General features: G+C 70.4%; 15 protein-coding genes. 7 read left to right on the plus strand and 8 right to left on the minus strand.

Annotated elements, in window-relative coordinates; genetic code table 11:
• Position 1: 1 nt before the first annotated feature.
• The 3 genes from ACQPZQ_RS29105 (at position 2) to ACQPZQ_RS29115 (ending at position 4,416) form a co-directional block, all read left to right on the plus strand.
• Positions 2-1,396, plus strand: a complete 1,395-nt coding sequence (locus ACQPZQ_RS29105) for an amidohydrolase family protein (RefSeq protein WP_433285960.1) — start codon at positions 2-4, stop codon at positions 1,394-1,396.
• 196 nt (positions 1,397-1,592) lie between these two features.
• Positions 1,593-2,366, plus strand: coding sequence for a DUF2470 domain-containing protein (locus ACQPZQ_RS29110; RefSeq protein WP_433285962.1), 774 nt, complete (start codon positions 1,593-1,595; stop codon positions 2,364-2,366).
• Between the two features lie 586 nt (positions 2,367-2,952).
• Positions 2,953-4,416: a glycosyltransferase gene (locus ACQPZQ_RS29115; RefSeq protein WP_433285964.1), complete on the plus strand. Its 1,464-nt coding sequence runs from the start codon at positions 2,953-2,955 to the stop codon at positions 4,414-4,416.
• Here the strand turns inward: ACQPZQ_RS29115 and ACQPZQ_RS29120 are convergent.
• On the minus strand, positions 4,389-5,249 hold the full coding sequence (locus tag ACQPZQ_RS29120) for a polysaccharide deacetylase family protein (protein ID WP_433285966.1): 861 nt from the start codon (positions 5,247-5,249) through the stop codon (positions 4,389-4,391). The two genes, ACQPZQ_RS29115 and ACQPZQ_RS29120, sit on opposite strands and share 28 nt — an antisense overlap.
• A 261-nt stretch (positions 5,250-5,510) precedes the next feature.
• Here ACQPZQ_RS29120 and ACQPZQ_RS29125 point away from each other — a divergent pair, with 261 nt between their 5' ends.
• The 3 genes from ACQPZQ_RS29125 to ACQPZQ_RS29135 all read left to right on the plus strand — a co-directional run bounded on the left by ACQPZQ_RS29125 (position 5,511) and on the right by ACQPZQ_RS29135 (position 10,083).
• Positions 5,511-7,037: an ArnT family glycosyltransferase gene (locus ACQPZQ_RS29125; RefSeq protein WP_433285968.1), complete on the plus strand. Its 1,527-nt coding sequence runs from the start codon at positions 5,511-5,513 to the stop codon at positions 7,035-7,037.
• Between the two features lie 257 nt (positions 7,038-7,294).
• Complete coding sequence (locus ACQPZQ_RS29130; RefSeq protein WP_433285970.1) at positions 7,295-8,668, plus strand: lipopolysaccharide biosynthesis protein; 1,374 nt, start codon at positions 7,295-7,297, stop codon at positions 8,666-8,668.
• Complete coding sequence (locus tag ACQPZQ_RS29135; RefSeq protein WP_433285971.1) at positions 8,665-10,083, plus strand: glycosyltransferase; 1,419 nt, start codon at positions 8,665-8,667, stop codon at positions 10,081-10,083. The genes ACQPZQ_RS29130 and ACQPZQ_RS29135 overlap by 4 nt, the downstream gene beginning before the upstream one ends.
• Here the strand turns inward: ACQPZQ_RS29135 and ACQPZQ_RS29140 are convergent.
• The 6 genes from ACQPZQ_RS29140 to oxc all read right to left on the minus strand — a co-directional run bounded on the left by ACQPZQ_RS29140 (position 9,977) and on the right by oxc (position 17,433).
• Positions 9,977-10,549, minus strand: coding sequence for an acyltransferase (locus ACQPZQ_RS29140; protein WP_241034101.1), 573 nt, complete (start codon positions 10,547-10,549; stop codon positions 9,977-9,979). The genes ACQPZQ_RS29135 and ACQPZQ_RS29140 overlap by 107 nt on opposite strands.
• Positions 10,546-11,673: a DegT/DnrJ/EryC1/StrS family aminotransferase gene (locus ACQPZQ_RS29145; protein WP_433285972.1), complete on the minus strand. Its 1,128-nt coding sequence runs from the start codon at positions 11,671-11,673 to the stop codon at positions 10,546-10,548. The genes ACQPZQ_RS29140 and ACQPZQ_RS29145 overlap by 4 nt, the downstream gene beginning before the upstream one ends.
• 31 nt (positions 11,674-11,704) lie before the next feature.
• Complete coding sequence (locus tag ACQPZQ_RS29150) at positions 11,705-12,841, minus strand: DegT/DnrJ/EryC1/StrS family aminotransferase (protein ID WP_433285974.1); 1,137 nt, start codon at positions 12,839-12,841, stop codon at positions 11,705-11,707.
• Positions 12,842-12,874: 33 nt separating this feature from the next.
• A complete protein-coding gene (locus ACQPZQ_RS29155) occupies positions 12,875-13,873 on the minus strand; it encodes an SDR family NAD(P)-dependent oxidoreductase (RefSeq protein ID WP_433285976.1) in 999 nt (332 codons plus the stop codon).
• Positions 13,870-14,946, minus strand: coding sequence for a Gfo/Idh/MocA family protein (locus ACQPZQ_RS29160; protein WP_433285978.1), 1,077 nt, complete (start codon positions 14,944-14,946; stop codon positions 13,870-13,872). Before ACQPZQ_RS29160 ends, ACQPZQ_RS29155 begins: the two co-directional genes overlap by 4 nt.
• A 741-nt stretch (positions 14,947-15,687) precedes the next feature.
• The gene (oxc, locus tag ACQPZQ_RS29165; RefSeq protein ID WP_433285980.1) at positions 15,688-17,433 is read right to left on the minus strand and encodes an oxalyl-CoA decarboxylase; all 1,746 of its coding nucleotides are present in this window, start codon (positions 17,431-17,433) and stop codon (positions 15,688-15,690) included.
• 268 nt (positions 17,434-17,701) lie between these two features.
• Between oxc and ACQPZQ_RS29170 the strand changes: the two genes are divergently transcribed.
• The gene (locus ACQPZQ_RS29170; protein WP_433285982.1) at positions 17,702-19,291 is read left to right on the plus strand and encodes a FadD7 family fatty acid--CoA ligase; all 1,590 of its coding nucleotides are present in this window, start codon (positions 17,702-17,704) and stop codon (positions 19,289-19,291) included.
• A gap of 17 nt (positions 19,292-19,308) precedes the next feature.
• Here the strand turns inward: ACQPZQ_RS29170 and ACQPZQ_RS29175 are convergent, their stop codons facing one another.
• Positions 19,309-20,241, minus strand: coding sequence for a LysR family transcriptional regulator (locus tag ACQPZQ_RS29175; protein WP_241034094.1), 933 nt, complete (start codon positions 20,239-20,241; stop codon positions 19,309-19,311).
• Positions 20,242-20,295: the final 54 nt, after the last annotated feature.

Genomic DNA, 20,295 nt, shown 5'->3' on the forward strand with positions numbered 1-20,295 from the left:
GATGAGCACCGCAACGAACGTTGACACCACGATCCGAGGCGGCGACGTCGTCATCGACGGCTCGGTGGTTCGCGCGGACATCGCGATCACCGGCGGGATCGTCACCGCCATCTCGTCCTCCCCGATCGATGCGCCCCACGTGATCGACGCACAGGGGTGCCTGGTGCTCCCCGGCGGGATCGACGGGCACGTACACCTCTCGCCCGCCGAACTGGCCGACGGCTCGTACCCCTGGGTCGACGATTTCGAGAGCGGCACCAGGGCAGCCGCCGCGGGCGGGGTCACCACGGTCGGCAACATCACCTTCCCGCGCCCCGGCGAGGCACTGGCCGACGCGTGCAGGCGGGTGGCCGAGGACGTGCGGGCTCAGGCCGTCGTCGACGTCCTGCTGCACCCCGTGGTGACCGAGGAACAACACCTCGACCCCGGCGAGCTGGCGGCGCTCCAGGAGCTGGGCCAGACCAGCATCAAGGTCTTCGCCACGCTCGGCGCCTTCCAGACCCGGCGCCGCCAGTACTACCGCTTCATGGCCGAAGCCGGCAGCCGCGGCTTCCTCACCCTGGTCCACTGCGAGGACGACGAGCTGATCGGGCACTGCACGGCCTCGCTGTTCGAGCGCGGGCTGGCAGACTTCCGCCACTTCGGCGAGTCGCGCCCCGACGCGGCGGAGGAGGCCGCGGTCGCCCAGCTCATCGCCTTCGCCGAGGTCTCGAACACGCCCATCTACGTCGTGCACCTCTCCAGCCGGCGGGCCCTCACCGCCTGCTCCGCCGCCCGCGCCCGTGGTGTGCCGGTCTACGTCGAGACGCGGCCGCTCTACCTCTACCTCACCGAAGATCTCCTGCAGCGGGAGGACGGGGCGAAGTACATCGGCCAGCCACCGCTGCGGCGCCAGGACGACGTCGACGCCCTCTGGGCCGGCCTGCGGTTCGGCACCGTCGACACCGTGGCGACGGACCACGCTCCCTGGACGCTCGAACAGAAGCTCGAAGCAGGAGCCTCGCTGGAGCAGCTCCGGCCCGGTGTCGCCGACCTCGAGACCGTGCGACCCATGCTCTTCTCGGAAGGCGTGCTCACCGGCCGCGTCTCGTTGGCGCGCTTCGTGGAGCTCACGGCAACCAACCCGGCCCGCCTCTTCGGTCTGTACCCCCGCAAGGGAACGATCGCTCCGGGGTCCGACGCCGACCTCGTGATCTGGGACCCCGACGAGACGCGGGTCGTCGACGGGAGCCGCGGCGAGAGCCGTGCGGGTTACTCCCCCTACGACGGCACCTCCGTGCGCGGATGGCCCCGCGACGTCCTCAGCCGCGGGGAGATCGTCGTCTCGGGAGGGAAGGTCACGGGGCGCAGCGGGCGAGGCCGGCTGCCCGCGCGTGGCAGCTCGGAGCCGCGCTGACCGGTCGTCACGGCGGCAACTCCTGTAGGCCGTGGACTAGTTCGACTTCACAGATCCTGACGGCAACATGCTCAGCATGTACTCGGAGGTGGAGCAGTAGGCATCCCCGACGCGGTCACGACCCGGGCGATCGCAACGCTTGCGATCTCACGGCGGGCAGCTAAGGTTAGGCGATCCTAATTCACGGAGGAGTTGCGTGATCTCGCCAGCCGTCCAGCCGGGCCCCGACCCCGCCGAGCGCGCCCGCACCGTGCTGTCGCACGCCGTGACTTCCGTGATCGAGGTGGGAGCCGATCTGCGTGTCGTACTCGACGCCCTCGCGGTCGACACCGATGGCTCCCTCGTGCTGCTGGTGAACGAGAACGGACCGCTCGCGGAGCGCGTGGCCGGTCAGATCGTGCCCGGCACGGTGCGCAGCGCCCTGGTGAGCGGAGTACCCGGCCCGGACCGGCTTCTCGACTCCGTGACCTTGCACGGCACCATCGAGGTCGCCGACGACGTCCGTGCCGCACTCGAAGTGCTCCTCGCGGCCTACTGGGATAGGTCGGCCGAGACAGTGCTGCGGCCCGACGCGTCCCTGATCCTCCGGATCACGGTTGCCCAGCTGCGCCTCGACGGCGAACCGGTCGATCCCGACGCCTACGCCCGCGCCACCCCGGACCCCCTGGCCGCCGAGAGCGACGGGGTCGTCGAGCACCTGCTGACTGCGCATCCCGAACAGGTGGTGCAGCTCGCCCACCTGCTCGACCCCGCTGTGCTTCAGGGCGCACACGCGGTGGCGCCCATCCGCGTCGACCGGTTCGGGGTCACGTTCCGCATCGACTGCCCGGCCGATACCCGGCGCGCCCGACTGAACTTCCCGGCGCCCCTGCGCGGCCCGGCGGAGCTGCCCACGGCCATGAGGGGGCTCCAACGCCGGGCCGCGCAGGTGACGGAGTGCCCGTTCAGCGGAGACCAGCGCACCGGCTGAGCGCGTCGGCGAGGCCCGGGCACCGGTCAGCGCGACCGTCCACGCTGGAAGGTTGAACCACAGCATCTCGACGTCGCGCTCGATCGTTGTCCCGCTGATTTCGAGCGATGCAACGGCTGTGGCCCGACCCCGCCGGGGGATCGGCTGTCAGAGCGCGGCAGGACTCGATCCGCGGTAACGCCGAGCAGTCGGTCAGCGAAAGTCCGGATAGCCGGGTTTCACTCCCCGTGACCGGGGGTCACCCCGGTGGCACAAGGGCGGGTCGGAACCGGTCGGTATGCCAACACACGCACATACGGCACGATGGTCAAGTATCACTCGGAAGAAGGAGCTGTGGGTGTAGTGGACACTCCTTGTGCACGCAGGTGCGGCGCGGCGACACGCGTCCCAGCTCCGGACCGCCCCGCGCGGTCCCCGTCCGGCTAGATCGTCGTCCCGTCGCCCTCCGGCCAGATCGTCCGGTTCGCTCCCCGCCCGGCGAGATGGCCCGTCCCCAGTCCACCGCTCCCCGTCCGGCCCGCTCGACGCCGGCCCCCGCTCCCCGTCCGGCTCGCTCACCGTCCGGCCCGCCATCGAGGAATCCGCCATGAGCACCCAGCCCGAATCCGCTGCCGCACCATCGAAGCCCGCCCAGCTGATGTCGGTAACCTCCGTCCGTGACGGTCGCCGGACACAACCCGGCACGCCCCCGGCGGCCGACGGGGCCTTCCAGCCGATCCAGGTCGTCACCGTCGACCTCGCCGAACCTCTGACCGGGGTCAAGCGCCTCCCGTCGAAGAGCGGCATTCCCTACTGCGGGGTGCGGGTGCTGGTGCTGTTGCACGACGTCCCGATCGGCGTGGTCTGGCTCGACTTCGAATCCGATCGGATCGCACCGGCCACGCTCGCCGAGGTGATCTGCGCTGAGCTCGAGGACCACGTCAGGGCTCACCTGATCCGTGACGGCGTCGAGCTGGGATCAGCAGGCGCGAAGGTCGATCCCGAAGCATTGCTGCTCGGGTTCGCCGGCCCCTGCGCCGTTGTCCCGTCCACGATCCCCGAGGCTCGGGCGAGTGTCGTGCTCGCCACGCGTGGACGTCCGGCGTCCCTCCCGCTCGCCCTCGACGCCCTGCTGGAGTCCGACCACCCCGACTTCGAGATCGTCGTGGTGGACAACTCGCCCAGCGACCCGCGGACGGCGGACCTCATCTCCGAGCGCTACGCCGACGAGCCGCGCATCCGGCTCGTGCCCGAACATCGCCCTGGTCTGTCGTACGCGCGCAACCGGGGTCTGTATGCCGCCAAGGGCGACATCATCGCGTTCACCGACGACGACGTCATGGTCCAGCCGTCGTGGCTCAGCCGCATCAGCGCCGAGTTCGCGGATCCGGCGGTCACGTGTGTGACAGGGCTCGTCGAGCCCGCCGAACTCGAGTCGTTGTGGCAGTGGTGGTTCGAATGCGCAGCCGGGTTCGGCCGGGGCACCGAGCGGCGCGTCTACCACCTCACCGCGTCACCCACCTCGTCCCCGCTGTTCCCGTACGAGCTGGGCAGCTACGGCACCGGCGCGAGCATGGCGCTGCGGAAGAGCGCGCTCCCGCCGGGCTGGGAGTTCGACGAGGCACTCGGCGCGGGAAGCCCTGCCGCCGGTGGTGAGGATCTGGACCTGTTCCTGGACGTGCTCACCCTCCGGGGCACGCTCGTGTACCAGCCTGCGGCGTTCTCCTTCCACCGCCACCGGGCGGACGGAGCCGGGCTGCAGGCGCAGATGCGCGGTTACGGGCGGGGGCTGACCGCGCTGCTCGCCAAGCGGCTGCTCACACGTCCGCACGAACGCGCCCTTCTTCTGAAGAAGGCAGCCGCCGGCGTCCGCCACGTGTTCGGCCCCGAGTTCCGCACGGGGTCGAAGGACTCGGTCGCGGCGGCGCCGTACCCGCGAGGGCTGCGTCTCCAGGAGGCGCTCGGGATGATCCAGGGCCCGGCGACCTACCTGATCGGCCTGCGCCGGGCCCGGCGCCTCAAGAAGGTCTGGTGGCCTGACTCTCAGTACCACTCTTCCCAGCGGTCGTAGCTGCCGGCGAGCGCGGCGCGGAACAGCCGAGGGGTGTCGATGCGGGTGATGAACGTCCGCGGAACGGTGCCGGCCGGTCGGGTCTCGACGGCCTGCGCGTACACGACCTTGTACCCCGCACCCTCGGCAGCGATCCGCGCCGCGTCCGTCCAGTTACGCGACTGACCGAACGGGATCGCGAACTCGTCGACGGTCAGCCCGAGCATCTGCTCCATCCGCTGCCGCGACACCTCCAGTTCCTCGCGCGCCTCGGCCGCTCCGAGCCTGCCGAAGTCGGGGTGGGTGGCGGAGTGGCTCGCGAGGCTGATGCCGTACTCCTGGAGCGCGCTGACGCCCTTCCAGTCCAGCACGTGCTGGTACTGGTCAGGGTGCTTCCCGTCGGCCCACCCGCTGACCACGAACATCGTGGCGGGGATGCCGTGATGGCGCAGCACCGGAGCGGCGTTCTCCAGAACGCTCGTGACGCCGTCGTCGAACGTGAGCGCCAACTGCTGCTTCTCGGGATCGGCCATCACCTCGGCCGGAGTCGCGAAGGTCCAGCCGTCGTCGGCCGCCAACTGGAGGTGCCGTTCGAAGTCGCGCGGGCGGACGTCGTTCACGCCCCACGACGGTGTTCCGATCGAGTGGTAGGCGAGGATGCGGCCGCGTCGTGCCACCGGCGCCCACTCGAGCCGTCGCCTGCTGAGCGCCCAGCGCTCGACGCCGAGGCGCCCGGTCACCGCACAGCCGTACGCGACCTGGGCCGCCCTCGTGCCGGCGAGCGCCTGGCGGATCGACGCGGCACCGATCCGGGCCTTGCTGGTCGACGCCCCATCGGCCGAGTCCGCATTCATGTCGCAGTCACCTCTCCTATTTCCGGGCCGTCGCTCCAGGACGTCCAGCGGGGCCGGTCGGGTTCGGTACCGGCTCTGCGCGCCGCAGCCTATGGCCCGGCCGGACCGGGTCCGGGCGTGGCCGCCACTGGAGCAGGTACGGGGCGAAGCTGAAGATGCACTGAGAACCCAGAGCCTTCGCTCAGCGTCCCCACAGCGAAGGATGAAGATCCTTCCTATGTGCTAACCGCCCAGCTACCCCAGACCGCCCAACGTGCTCCGTTGCCGCCCGGACGGGAGCCGCTCGGCAAGTGGGCGCTGGCCGTGGTCGCCGTCGTCACGGTGCTGTCGGTGGTGCGCGCGTTCGGTCCGATGGCCTACCCGGGCGACATCTGGCGGCAGTCCGACACCGCGTCGATGGCACGGAACTTCGCGACAGGCGGGATGAACCTGTTCTTCCCGCAGATCAACTGGGGCGGCTCAGGTCCCGGGTACGTCGAGACCGAGTTCCCACTCATGCCGTGGCTCTCGGCGGCTCTGTATCAGGTCTTCGGAGAGCACGAGTGGCTGGGCCGGCTGGTCTCCCTCGCGTTCATGCTGATCGCAACAGCGGCCTTCTGGGGACTGGCGCGGCGGCTGCTGCCGATCGGCGCAGCCCGCTGGGCACTGGTCGCCTTCGCCGTCTCCCCGGCCTTCATGCGCTACGGCACCGCCTTCATGCCGGAGGCGACGGTGCTGGCCTTCTACCTCCTGGCGCTGCTCGCGTTCTGCCGCTGGGTGCAAGAGGACCGTGGGATCTGGCTGGTGGGCGCCGCTGCCGCCACCTCGGCCGCAGCGTTGGTCAAGCCGACGTCCCTCCACATCGGACTGGTCATGGGAATCTGGCTGGTCCTTGCGGCGCCCTCGCGGCTCCGGCGACAGTCCGTGTACGTGGCCGGTGTCGCGGCCCTCGTGGCCCCCGCGCTGTGGCTGTGGCACGCCTCCCAGCTGCACGCCGCGTACGGCAACACCTTCGGCGTGATCTCCGGCGGCGACAGCAAGTGGGGCAGCTTCGAGCTGTGGCTCTCCCCCGCCTTCTACCTCGGCAACCTCAAGACCGAGGCGATCTTCATCTACGGCGTGGTCGGCATCCCGCTGGCCGTCCTCGGAGCGGCATGGCTGTGGCGGCGACGGACGGCGGCATTCCCGCTCGTGGTGGCGGGCGCCGGCGCACTCGTCGTCTACTACTTCGCCGTCGGCCGCTACAGCAGCTCCGACCTGGGAATCCAGTACCACGTCTATTCGCTGCCCTACGCCGCGATCTGCGTCGGTCTCGGCCTCGCCACGGCGGCGGAGTGGTTGCGCCCGCGGCTGTCGTCGGTCGTGTTCGCGGTCGTCTCCGGGCTTGCGGTCGTCGCGCTCGCCGCGCAGTCGGTCAACGTCCTCATCGGATCGATGACCTCCACGACGGGCACCTTCGGCACGTGCGCCGACGGCCTGACGGCGGTCTCCGCGCCGGACCAGCTCGTCGTGGTCGGCACGACCAGCCTGAGCACGGAGAACGGCGTGACCAACAACTTCCAGGAGCCGGTGATCTTCTACCTCGCCGATCGGAAGGGGTGGAGCCTCCCGGCCGACCAGCAGGACCCCTCTCGTCTCGCGGAGTTCCGGCAGGAGGGCGCGAGGTTCTACGTGGCACCCGACGACGATCTCGTCCCCGCCGGCGGCGTGCTGTCGCACTGGCTCGCCGCGAACGCCACGCAGGTCCGTTCCAGCCAGTCCGACGGGTGCGACGTGTGGGCTCTCGATCAGCCGGGCACCGCCTCCTGACGAGCCTCCGGAGCAGGATGATCCGGTCATTCGGGGGGGTTGTACGATCGCGCGGTGCTCCTCGACGACAACCAACTCGTCGATGTAGGCACAGCGCAGTCAGGCCCGTACGCCCCTGCCGCAGCGGTGTCGGCGAGGTCGGGAACCGGTAGCGGCCAGAGGTCGCGGCCACGGTTCCGGAGAGTCCAGCTGGCATGACGCAAGGCAGTAGCGCCGCCCCTCCCGGTCGGCCCGACCTGGAAGCCACCGTCCGCCTCATGGCGGTCCGGCCCAGGTCCGACGAGCCCCTGCCCGGCGGTCAGCACCGTCGGCGTGGCCGGCGCATCCCGCTCCCCGGCGGGCTCGAGCTGAACGCCGTCGCGCTGATGGCCACGTCGGGGATGACCGCGCTGTTCGGCCTCGTCTTCTGGGGAGTCGCTGCGCGCTACCCCGCTGAAGAGGTCGGCCGCGCGTCAGCGCTGATCAACACGGCGATGATGATGAGCGTGGTGGCCAGCCTCGGCACCGGCCTGCTCTTCACCCGATTCCTCGGATCGGCGGGCCGACGGTCACGCAGGATGGTGCTGGCGGGATACGGGGTGACGGCCCTCATCGCCGCCGTGCTCGGTAGCGGCTTCGCGCTCTTCTTCGCCGACGACACGCTCTTCGGCTCCGGGGCCGAGCGCTCCGCGTTCCCGCTGCTCGTCGTCGTACTGGCCCTGTTCGCGCTGCAGGACTGGGCCCTGATCGGCCTGCAGGCAGCCCGCTGGGTCCCGATCGAGCAGTTCCTGTTCTCGGGCGTGAAGCTGGGCCTGGTCGCGATGTTCGCCGTCACCGCGATGCGCAACGGCATCGTGCTCGCGTGGGCGACGCCCGCAGCGCTCGCCGTGCTGGTCATCACTCCGACTCTCCTGCTGCGGGTGTTGCCCCGGCGCAGCTCCAAGGAGGGCGCCGTCGCACTGCCGAGCAGGCGTGCCCTCGGCGCTCTCTTCCTCGGCGAGTACGCCACGGGCGCCACATCCGTGATCGTGCCGCTGTGCATGCCGCTGATCGTGGTGTCGCTGCTCGGCACCGAGGCCAACGCCTACTACGCCCTCCCCTGGTTGATCAGCGAGGCCGTCACGGTCCTGCTGTGGAACATCGCCTCGTCCTACATCACGGAGGCGTCGAACGACGTCCGGCAGGGGCCTGCGCTGATGCGCCGCGCGTGGCGGCTCTCGTGGCTCATCGGGTTCACCGGCACGCCCTTCCTGCTGATCGGCGCTCCATGGCTGCTCTCCCTGCTGGGCGACACCTACGCCGAGGAGGGCACGTCCCTGCTGCGACTCATGGCCGCCGCACTGCCCTTCACGATCGTGCACGGCATGTACATCTCGGTCTCCCGGGTGAAGCAGCAGATGGGCCGGGTCGTGGTCCTGCAGACGCTGAGCGCCGTGATCGTCGTCGTCCTCGCCCTGGTCCTCGTCAGGCCGCTGGGAGTCGACGGGGTGGGTGTTGCGTACCTGTGCGCAGAGGTGGTGGGGTGCGCCATCGCCGCGGTGCCCCTGATCCGCGCGTTTCGTGCCGACGCCGATCACGGTGCGCAGCCAGAACTTGAGTCCGAACCGGTGACCGAGCCGCTGGGCAGGGTCAGAGCGGAAGGAATTACGTGAACCCGACTACGTCGGTGAACAGCGAGCAGGTAGCTCGCCCGCTACGCATCCTCGTCGCCGTCCACCAGCTCGACCTCGGTGGCAGCCAGATGAACGCCGTCGACCTCGCGTGCGCGGCCGCCGACCGGGGCCACGACGTGCTCGTCGCCGGACCCGACGGCGCACTGGTCGACGTCCTGCGCGACCGCGGCGTGCGCCACATGCACGTCCAGCTCGACACCATGGAGCGAGCCGCGGCGTCCTACCGCAGGCTCTCCGAGCTCACTCGCATGTTCCGGCCGGACATCCTGCACGCGTACGAGCTCACCCCGTCGCTGCTCACCTTCTTCGGGCCGCACCGCAGCGAGGGCATCCCGATGACGATGACGATCAACAGCATGTCGGTGCCGGACTTCATGCCTGGGACGGTGCCCCTGCAGGTCTGCAACCCCGTGATCGCCGCGGCCGTCCGGCAGCGGAGCGGGGCGGTCGGCGTGCTGGAGATCCCCACCGACTGCGTCGGGCAGACCCCTGACTATCCCGGCGACGATTTCCGCGCCGAGATCGGCGTCGAGGACGACGAGCTGCTCGTGGTGGTCGTGAGCCGCTTCGCCCGCGTCCTCAAGCAGGAGGGCTTGGAGACCGCGATCCGGGCGGCCGGCCGGGTCGCACCGCGCCACCGGATGCGTCTGGTCCTCGTGGGCGACGGCCCGGCGATGCCCGATCTACGGGCACTCGCCGACCAGACCAACACCCGCTTCGGCCGCGAGGTGGTGGTGCTGACCGGTCAGCGTCCGGACCCACGCTCGGCCTACGCCGCTTCCGACGTCATGCTGGGCATGGGCGGCTCGCTCCTGCGCGCCATGGCCTTCGGCAAGCCTTGCGTGGTGCAGGGCGAGCACGGCTTCTTCCGCATCCTCGACGAGGAGTCCTCCCGCGAGTTCCGGTGGCGCGGCTTCTACGGCATCGGCGACGGCGGAACCGGCGAGGACACCCTGGTCGAGCAGCTCGACCAACTGCTCGGCGACGAAGCGCTCCGCAAGGAGAACGGCGACTTCGCGCTGGCGCTCGTGCGGCAGTTCTACAGCCTCGAGCACGCCACCCAGGTGCAGCTGGACTGGTACGACAAGGTCCTCGCCGAGTACCAGCCGCCGTCGCTCGCCGAGGTGGCCCGCACGGCCAGCGCGGTGGGCACGTGGGTAGCCGAACGCGCCGTGAACCGGCGCCGCGGCACTGCGCAGGAGGACTACTTCAACAGCGCTGAACGGATCCGGCCCGGGTTCGTCTCCGGTGTGCCCGAGTGGTTCGACCCCGAGCCGGTCCGCTTCGTCAGCGGCGACGCAGGCCCGATCCCGCACGTTCGTGCGGCGTCCCGCATGCGGGGCAGGCCAAGTCGTCTCCCAGTCGCTCCCCGCACGCACAGACCCAACCCTTGATACGGGCCGGGTTTCCGGCAACGAAGGCGTGCGCGGGAACGTCCCGCGTGACCACGGCTCCTGCGGCAGCGAACGCGCTCTCCCCGATCTCGATGCCGCAGACGACCACGACTCCGGCGCCGAGCGAGGCTCCGCGGCGCACGGTGGTGGGAAGCAGTTCGTCGGCGCCACGCCGGATCGCCGCTCGCGGCCGCAGATCGTTGGTGAACAGCACGTTCGGACCGAGGAACACCTCGTCCTCACACGTCACGCCCGAGAAGACGAGGGTGCCGTTCTTGACCGTCACCCGGTCGCCGAGCACGGCTCCGTCCTCGACGAACGCGCCGTCGCAGATGTTGCAGTCACGCCCGACGCGCGCACCGGCGAGGACGTGCGCGAAAGCCCAGACGCGGGTGCCCGCGCCCACGTCGGTGCTCTCGCAGAGCCCGTGCGGGTGGACGCGGACGCCCTCCTCGGCGAGGGTCACCGCCGGACCGCCGCCGCGAGGACGGACACCACGCGCTCCTGCTGCGCCGCGGTGATCGCGGGGAACATCGGCAGGGAGATGATCTCGTCGGCGAGCTGCTCGGTGACCGGGAAGGTGCCGAGGTCATGGCCGAGGTACGCGAAGGCCTCGGTGCGGTGCACCGGCACGGGGTAGTGGATGCCGGCACCGATCTTGGCCTCGTAGAGCTCTGCGAGCACCCGCGCGCGATCGGGCACGCGCACCACGTACAGGTGCCAGACCGGCTCGTTGCCCTCGGCCACTACCGGCGTGACCACTCCGTCCACATCGGCCAGCAGCTCGCCGTAGCGAGCGGCGGCGGCGCGACGTGCGACGTTCCAGGCGTCGAGCCTGCGCAGCTTCGCCGACAGGACGACGGCCTGCAGGGCGTCGAGCCTGCTGTTGAACCCGAGCACGCTGTGCTCGTACTTGCGGGGCGAGCCGTGATCACGCAGCAGATGGACGGCCTCGGCGAGGTCGTCGCGGTCGGTCAGCACCGCGCCTGCGTCGCCGTAGGCACCGAGGTTCTTCCCGGGGTAGAAGCTCGTGGCCGCGATGTCGCCGAGCTTGCCTGCGGCCACCCCGTTGCGCCGCGCGCCCTGCGACTGCGCGGCGTCCTCCAGAATCGCGACACCGTCGGGAAGCACCGCCCGCAGCTGCTCGACCGGAGCCGTCTGCCCGTAGAGGTGCACGGGCAGGACGACGCGCGTGCGCTCGGTGACCGCAGCGGCCGTGGCGTCGACGTCGATGAGCGAGGTGTCCTTGGCACAGTCCACGAGGACCGGCGTGGCACCCGCCCGGACGACCGCTTCGGCCGTGGCGATGAAGGTGTTGGCCGGCAGGATGCACTCGTCGCCCTGACGGACGCCGAGCGCTCGCAGCGCCAGCTCCAGCGCGTCGGTGCCGTTGCCGACACCCACGCAGTGCCGGATGCCGGACCACGTGGCGTAGTCCGACTCGAACGAGGCCACGCGTGGGCCCCCGACGAACGCGGTGTGCGCCAGGACGTCGGCCCAGCCGGCGGCGATCTCGTCGGCCACCTCGGCGTGGGCGGACGCCAGGTCCAGCAGCGGCACCGGGTCTGTGGTGGGGAGGGTACTGGTCACGAGTGTTCCTCGGGCGTAGTCGGATGTGTCATCAGTGGGACGGCACGGCGCTCTGCAGGCCGATCGCCGCGGCGAGGGCCGCGACGACGACGTCCTGATCGGCGTCGGACAGGTCGTGGTGGAGCGGAAGGATCAGCGTCCGAGCGGTCAGGTGCTCGGTGACGGGCAGCGGCCCGTGCGGATGCCCCGCGTACGCGGGCTCCAGGTGGGCGGCCATGATCCCCCGGCGCGCCGACACACCTGCCTGGGACAGCGCTGCGAGCACCTCGCTGACAGGCGGTGCCGCGTCGGGGAGCTCCACCCAGAAGGACTGCACGTTGGTCGTGCCTCCCTCGGGGTCGCACACCGTGCGCAGCCCGAGCGGGGCCAGCAGGGCCCGGTAGCGGTCGGCGCGCTCCCTGCGGTGGGCGACGATGGCGGGCAGGCGCCGCAGCTGGACCAGGCCCATCGCTGCCTGCATGTCGGTGAGCCGGTAGTTGAACGCGGTCTCCCCGTACTCCTCCACCGTGTTGCGACCGGACGCGTGCCGGTCCGCCGCGGACACGCTCATCCCGTGTTCACGCAGCCGCCGCAGCCTCGCTGCCCGCTCGGCGTCGTCGGTGGTGATCATCCCGCCTTCGCCGGTGGTGATCAGCTTGCGGGGGTGGAACGACCAGGCCGCCATCAGGGCGCCGTGGCCGACCGGCCGTCCGCCCAATGTGGAGCCCGCCGCGCAGGCGGCGTCCTCAACCAGGGGGATCTCCCCGCACACCGCACGGATGGCGGGCACGTCGGCGGGCACGCCTGCCTGATGCACCACCATCACGGCACGGGTACGCGGGGTGATCACCGCGGACACCGTGTCGGCGGTCATGTTCCCGGTCAGCGGGTCGACGTCGGCGAAGACGGGCACCGCGCCGCAGTACCGCACCGCGTTGGTCGAGGCGATGAACGACAGCGACGGGACGATCACCTCGTCGCCCGGTCCGACGCCGAGCACGTACAGCGCGAGGTGCAGCGCCGTGGTGCACGACGACGTCGCGACACCGTGCGCCGCACCGACGGACGCGGCGAACTCCTTCTCGAACTCCGCCACCCGCGGCCCTTGGGCGACCCAGCCGGACCGAACGACGTCGGCGACGGCCTGGGCCTCCTCCTCACCGAGGAGCGGACGCATCACGGGGATCATTGGTCACCTCTCTGCAAGCGGGGGCGCATCGGCTCAGCCTGCGACTGCCGGCTGAGCGGCGTGGCGCCACCAGGTGACAAGATCATCCAGGCCGTCCGAGAGACCGATCTCGGGGGTCCAGCCCAGGTCCCTGGCGGCGGCGGAGATGTCCGCGAGACGCCGGGTGACCCCGTTGACCGCGCGCTCCGGACCGTGCACGGCCTTCAGGTCGGAATCCATGACGGCGAGCAGGGCGTCGGCCAGGCCCTTGAGGCTGGTCTCCGTGCTGGTGGCGATGTTGTAGACCGTGTCGGTGACGTCCGCCCGCGCGGCGAGCAGGTTGGCCCGGGCGATGTCGCGGACGTGCACGAAGTCCATCGTCGCCGCGCCGTCGCCGAAGATCAGCGGAGGCTCGCCGCGGGAGATCCGCTCCATCCACCGGATCAGGACCTCGGTGTAGAGCCCGTGGGTGTCCATCCGGGGGCCGTAGACGTTGAAGTAGCGCAGCGCCACGTAGTCCAGCCCGTTCATGGCGTGGAAGCTGCGCAGCATGCCCTCGTTGAACGCCTTGGCGGCGCCGTAGAAGGTGTCGTTGTTGTAGGGGTGGTGCCGTTCGGTGGTCGGGAACGACTCGGCCAGCCCGTACACCGACGCGGACGAGGAGGTGATGACCTTCTTGACGTCGGCCGCCACGGCGGCCTCGATCACGGTGAAGGTGCCGTCGACAAGGGACTCGAGCGCGAGCCGCGGCTGCTCGGCGCACTGGGTGATGCGCAGCGCAGCGAGGTGGAACACCACGTCGATGCCCGAGATGACATCACGCACGAGTGCCGGGTCGTTGATGTCGCCGGTCACGACGGTGAGGCGATCGCCGCCGACGGCCTCCGCCTCGGCGAGGTTCTCCATCCGCCCGCGCGCGAAGTTGTCGAGGACGACGACCTCTGCGGCGTCGGCCTCCAGAAGCAGGTCGACGACGTGGGAGCCGATCGTGCCGGCACCGCCGGTGACGAGGATGCGCTGCGCGGCCAGGGGCTGGCCGGTGCTGGTGCTCACAGGGAGATCTCCTGGGGGGAGCGCGTGTGGTCGGTCAGGACGGGCATGAATACACCACCCTGCTGCAGGCTCGCCGTGGCGGCCTCCAGCAGGGCCAGCACCTGGAGTCCGGACCGGCCGTCGGTGAGCGGCGCACGCTGCTCCGTGATCGAGGCGGCGAACTCCTCCATCACCGAGCGCAGCGCTTCCTTGTCCTTCAGCGCCGGCGCGACCATATCGCCCGTGCGGTAGGAGACGATCGTGGCGGCGCGGTCGTCGCGGCCCAGCTCGGCCGGATCCGCGCGGTCGACCCCCCGGTCGTACACCGACAGCCGCTGCAGCGGGTTGAGGTCGTCCCACACCACGGTGCGCGCAGAACCACCGATCACGATGGTGCGGATCTTCGTCGGGGACAGCCAGTTGACGTGGATGTGGGCCATCGCGCCCGTGTTCATCTGCACGTTGAGATGCGCCAGACACGCGCGGCCGGCACCGACCGGGTCCGAACCCTGAGCCGAGACCGCGACCGGCGTGACGTCATCGGGGAGGATCGACAGGAAGATCGATAGGTCGTGGGGAGCGAGGTCCCACAGCACGTCGACATCGTGCTGCACGAGGCCGAGGTTGATGCGCACGGAGTCGAGGTACTGCAGGGTTCCCAGCCCGCCGCCGCGGATCAGGTCCCGCAGGTACTGGGCCGAGGGCGTGTAGCAGTAGGTGTGATCGAGCATCAGGACGAGTCCGCGCTCCTCGGCGGCCTCGACGAGCTCCCGGCCCTCCACGAAGCTCGCGGCGAGCGGCTTCTCGACCAGGACGTGCTTACCCGCCTCGATCGCTGCCATCACCACTGCGTGGTGGGTGGCGGCAGGCGTCGCGACAGCCACCGCGTCCACCGCCGGGTCGGCGAGCACCTCGTCGAGCGAGGCGGAGGCGCGGACGGTGGAGTACCGCCCGAGCACTCGGTGGGCTCGCTCGATGTCGACGTCGCACAGGTACTGCAGCTGGAACCCTGCAGTCGCCTGAGCGTTACGTACGAGGTTGGGACCCCAGTACCCGGCCCCGATGACGGCGAGCCCGATAGGACGGTTCTCCACGCGTTCCTCCTCCGGCGCAACCTTTGCGCCAATCGCTACAGCAGCAACGAGCCACGTCATGATCCGTTGCCGTGACGCTGGTCGCCCGGCAGTCGCCCACGCCCGATGTGCACGCGCCGCATCGGGCTGCCTCTGCACGAACTCTCACGGGGGGCGATGCCCGAACGTGCGTCCCGGCCGGGGGCAGCGGGTGGCTCGACGTCAACAGGGACGGACCCTGCCTCGTCCCTCCGACTGCCGGACCCAGGTCCGCAGGGCCGGAGCGGGGTGCAGGCGCCGGACGACGCCGATCTCCGGGCACCGCGGTGCGGATGCAGGAATCAGAGCGTGGTTCATGACAGGACACGTGCGACGGCACACGATCGGATCGGCACCCGGGTTCGGTTGGATCGCCGCTCGTTCATGGCCGTTGCGCGCACATTGAGCCTATCGCCGTGATCGCGGAACCGTTACTTTCCGCATACTCATCACGATTGCACCGGACCGGCTGCGCCGGGTAGCGGGCGGCTGGTGGCAACGCCCGCCGCGATTGATCGAAAGATCAGGAAGATCGCCGGCGTGTGGCCCGGCCGGCTGGAGCGAGCATCAGCACCCGGACGTGGCGGGCGGCCGTCGGCTGGGCCTGTGTCGACGATGTCAGTTGCGCTCGACCGTGAAGACGTCGACTCCGGTCCAGACGAGCGGCCTGGACCGGAGTCGACGTCGATCAGCGGGCCGTCGAGCGGCCCGCGATGGAGCCGCTTACTTCTTCTTTCCGGTGAAGTTGCCGATGCCCTTCGGGTTGAGGTGCCCGATGTTGCCGCTCTCCGTGCCGGCCGAGGGGTCGATCACACAGTCGATGAGCGCCGGGCCGCCCGAGGCAAGCGCCTCGGTGAGGGCCGCGGTGACCTCGGCGGGCGTGGTCGCGCGGTATCCCTTGCCACCGAACGCCTCGATCATCAGGTCGTGGCGGGCCTCGGACATCAGGGTCGTCGGCGCCGGGCCGTCGCCCAGGGGGTTGACGTCATCGCCGCGGTAGACACCACCGTTGTTCATGATGACCGTGACGACCGGCAGCTTGTAGCGGCAGATCGTCTCGAGCTCCATGCCGCTGAACCCGAACGCGCTGTCGCCCTCGACGGCCACCACGGGGTCTCCGGTCTCGACGGCGGCGGCGATCGCGTAGCCCATGCCGATGCCCATGACGCCCCAGGTGCCGCTGTCGAGGCGGTGGCGCGGCACGTGCATGTCGATCACGTTGCGGGCGAGGTCCAGAGCGTTGGCGCCCTCGTTGACGATGTAGGTCTCCGGGCGCTCGTGCACGACGTCCCGGATGGCCTTCAGGGCACCCATGAACTGCATCGGGTGCTTGTCGACCTTGAGGCGCTCCGCCATCTTGGCGACGTTCTGGGCCGAGCGCGCCGCCAGCTCCTCACGCCAGGCGGTGGGAGCCGAGATCTGGCCGGGCTTGGTCCGCTCGGCGAGCGCCTCGAACACCGACTCGATGTCCCCGACGAGCGGGGCGGCGATGGGCTGGTTGCTGTCCATCTCCGTCGCCTCGATGTCCACCTGGACGAACTTGGCGTCGGGGTTCCACTGCGGGGCCTGGCCGTGGTTGAGCAGCCAGTTCAGCCGGGCACCGACGAGCATGACGACGTCGGCCTTCTTCAGGGCCAGCGATCGGGCGGTGGCCGCGGACTGCGGGTGGTCGTCGGGCAGCAGGCCCTTCGCCATGGACATCGGCACGTACGGGATGCCGGTGGACTCGATGAACTCGCGGATCTGGTCGTCGGCCTGCGAGTACGCGGCGCCCTTACCGAGCACCACCAGCGGCCGCTCGGCACCCGCGAGGATCTCGATCGCACGGTCCACCGCGTCGGGCGCGGGCAGCTGGCGCGGCGCGGGGTCGACGAGACGGCTCAGCGTCTTGGCGCCCTTGTCCGCGTCGATGATGGAGCCGAGCACCGCGGCCGGGATGTCGAGGTAGACACCGCCGGGACGACCGGAGATCGCGGTGCGCAGCGCGCGGGCGATGCCTCGGCCGATGTCCTCCACGCGGCTCACCCGGTACGCGGCCTTACAGAACTGCTGCGCAGCGGCGAGCTGGTCCATCTCCTCGTAGTCGCCCTGCTTCAGGTCGACGACGTGCCGCTCGCTCGATCCGGAGATCTGGACCATCGGGAAGCAGTTGGTGGTGGCGTTCGCGAGCGCGACGAGCCCGTTGAGGAAGCCCGGCGCGGACACCGTCAGGCATACGCCTGGTTTCTTGGTCAGGTAACCGGCGATCGCCGCCGCGTGTCCTGCGTTGCTCTCGTGCCGGAAGCCGACGTAGCGGATGCCCTCGGCCTGGGCGAGGCGGGCCAGGTCGGTGATCGGGATGCCGACCACTCCGTAGATGGTCCGCACGTCGTTGAGCTTGAGCGCGTCGACCACCAGGTGATACCCGTCGGTGGGCTCGGCCGGAACGTCGGTGTTCACCGCGGTCTCCAGCTCTGAAGGGGCGGTCATTGTCCGAGGTCCTCCTTGGGTAGTTAGGCCTGTTCCGATGCTGCGGATCACTTTCCGCAGCGCGCGTCCCCGCGTCCAAGACCTATAGCCGACCAGCTGATAAACAACATCTATCGATTCATGATCGTCGCTGGTCCCGCGGGGGTACGGCTTCCTTGATAGACGCTCGCTATCGGCCGGTCGCCGGTGCGTATTGGACGGGCGCTCCGCGCCCACGCAGGCTCGCCCGTGACGGCTTTCGCGGACCTGGCGTGAGGAGGTGCTGGTCATGGCCGCTCCGACGGCATCGGTGCGCGACGCGGACCGATACCGCACGCCGGCGATCGCGGGCCTCACCGATCTGCTCGACCGTCACGTGCGCCATCGTCCTCGTGCCAGGGCGCTCGTCGTCACCGGGGACCGGATCCACCTGTCCTACCACGCCCTCGCCACCGTGGTCGATGATGTCGCCACCCGACTCGCCGACACCGGGCTGCACCGCGGAGACGCGATCGGGCTCGTCGGCGCCAACACCGCCGAGTTCGTCGTCGCGCTCCTGGCATCGGCGCGGGCCGGGCTGGTGGTCGCTCCGGTGGACCCCGCGTTGCCCGCATCACAGATGTCGGCCCGGCTCGAGGCGCTGGGGGCACAGGCGGTGCTCCTCGGTCCACCACCGGCCGAGGCCCGCCCGATCGCCCAGCCCGACGTCCCGGCATGGAGTCTGGAACTGCGCATCTCCCCCGCCGGCACGGCAACGGCCGTGCTCGACACCGGCGCGCGTGTGGTGCGACGGGTCCGGGGCGGGGGCCACGAACTCTCGGCCGACGACGCCCTCGTCCTGTTCACGGTGGGGACCAGCGACCAGGCCAAGATGGTCCCGCTGACGCACGCCAACGTCGCCGCCTCCGTGCAGAGCATCTGTGCCACCTACGAGCTCGGACCGGGTGACGCGACGGTCGCGGTGATGCCGTTCTTCCACAGCCACGGGTTGTTCGCGGCGCTCCTCGCCTCGCTGGCCAGCGGCGGATGTGTGTTGCTACCCGAGCAGGGACGGTTCTCGGCACCCACGTTCTGGGACGACATGCGGGCCGTGGCCGCCACGTGGTTCACCGCGGTCCCGACCGTCCACGAGGTCCTTCTCGACAGGTCGGCGCACGAGTACCCAGGACCGCAGGCCGTGCCCCTGACGTTCGTGCGCAGTTGCGGTGCACCCCTCAACGCGGCCACCCAGCGGGCGCTGGAGCGCACGCTCGGTGCGCCGATGCTGTCGGCGTACGCGATGACCGAGTCCACACACATGGCGGCCAGCGAGCCACTGCCGCACGAGGGACCGCTGAAGCACGGGTCGGCCGGCCGGCCGACCGGAGTGGACCTTCGTGTCGTGGACCAGAACGGGCACACCTGCCCGGCCGGAGCGCAGGGCGAGGTGTGGGTGCACGGCCCCACGGTGGCCCGCGGCTACCTCGCCGACCCGGCCGGTACGGCGCACAGCTTTCCCGACGGTTGGTTCCGCACCGGCGACCTGGGCTCGCTGGACGAGGACGGCTACCTGTTCCTCACCGGACGCATCAACAGCCTCATCAACCGCGACGGCGAGACGATCTCGCCCGAGCACGTCGAGGACGTCCTCACCGGGTGTCCCGGTGTCACCGAGGCGGCCGTGTTCGCCATTCCCGACGCGACCGTGGGGCAACGGGTCGGCGCCGCCGTGGTCGTGTGTGAAGGTGAGGGCATCGGGGCCGAACAGATCCTGCAGTACTGCCGTCACCGGCTGTCCGCCGCCGAGGTGCCCGACCGGCTCGAGGTCGTCGACGCCCTGCCTCGTACCGCCGAAGGAGGGCTCGACCGGCGCGCGGTGGAGGCCCGGTACGCACGCTGAGACCGCGGGGTCCGGTCTCACATCACGCGGTGCTCGTTCGGCAACGGCTGGTCGAACAACTCGGCAAGCGACAAGCTCGTTGCCGCCTTCACGAACGCCCGAGCCGCAACCGAACCAGGGGTCGCCGCGTGAATCGCCACCGAGACCTGCGCCCTGACGACCGGGTCGACCAGGCGGACGGCTCTCGTCCTGCCGATCACCGGCATCGCACGCAACCACGTGTGCGGCACGATGCTCGCCCACCCGCCTGCGCCGACGTGCGCATAGAGGGAAGCGACCGAGTCCGTCTCCACCTGCGGGGTCACCTCGACCCCGCTGTCGGTGAATGCGCTGTCGATGACCTGGCGGTTCCTCATGTCCGGCGTCAGCAACGCGAGCGGCAACTGGGCCGCGTCGGCCCACGTCATGGTGTCGGTCGGGGGCACCAGCTGGTCGGCCGACACCAACACCACGTACCTCTCCTCGTACAGCGGCACCACCTGCAGGCTCTCCCGGTCGTCGGGAGCGAAGTGGGCGATCGCGGCGTCCAACTCGTACTCGCGCAGCTGACGGTGCAGGTCCGACGTCGCCAACCGCGAGCTGACCTGCACCTTGGCCAGCGGGTGCGCCGCACAGAATGCGGCCACGGGAAGCGCCAGAGTCGTCGACGCCGTGGGTTCCGTCCCCAGCCGCAACGTCCCGGTGATGCCCGACTGAACGGCGGCCACCTCGGCCTTGAACGCGTCCTGCTCGGCGAGGATCCGTTTGGCCCACACGACGAGCCGTTCGCCCTCCGGGGTGAGGCCCTCGTAGTTGTGGCCACGGTTGATCAGCGTGACGTTCAGCTCCCGCTCGAGCTTGGCGATGGCCGCCGAGAGCGCAGGCTGCGACACGTAGCAGGCTTCCGCCGCCCGGGCGAAGTGCCTCTCCCTCGCCACCGCCACGAAATACTCCAGCTGGCGGAACAGCACGAGGACTCCTTTCTGCCTGGGCACCACGCCGTACCAGGCCGCACAGCTCGGTTG

This window comes from Pseudonocardia sp. CA-142604, assembly GCF_050948475.1.
Classification (GTDB): domain Bacteria; phylum Actinomycetota; class Actinomycetes; order Mycobacteriales; family Pseudonocardiaceae; genus Pseudonocardia; species Pseudonocardia alaniniphila.

What these genes read in the sequence shown, in the direction of transcription:
- oxc (WP_433285980.1), bottom strand. Translation starts at nt 17,433, where the DNA reads ATGACCGCCCCTTCAGAGCTGGAGACCGCGGTGAACACCGACGTTCCG.
- ACQPZQ_RS29115 (WP_433285964.1), top strand. Translation starts at nt 2,953, where the DNA reads ATGAGCACCCAGCCCGAATCCGCTGCCGCACCATCGAAGCCCGCCCAG.
- ACQPZQ_RS29130 (WP_433285970.1), top strand. Translation starts at nt 7,295, where the DNA reads ATGGCGGTCCGGCCCAGGTCCGACGAGCCCCTGCCCGGCGGTCAGCAC.
- ACQPZQ_RS29170 (WP_433285982.1), top strand. Translation starts at nt 17,702, where the DNA reads ATGGCCGCTCCGACGGCATCGGTGCGCGACGCGGACCGATACCGCACG.
- ACQPZQ_RS29120 (WP_433285966.1), bottom strand. Translation starts at nt 5,249, where the DNA reads ATGAATGCGGACTCGGCCGATGGGGCGTCGACCAGCAAGGCCCGGATC.
- ACQPZQ_RS29105 (WP_433285960.1), top strand. Translation starts at nt 2, where the DNA reads ATGAGCACCGCAACGAACGTTGACACCACGATCCGAGGCGGCGACGTC.
- ACQPZQ_RS29150 (WP_433285974.1), bottom strand. Translation starts at nt 12,841, where the DNA reads ATGATCCCCGTGATGCGTCCGCTCCTCGGTGAGGAGGAGGCCCAGGCC.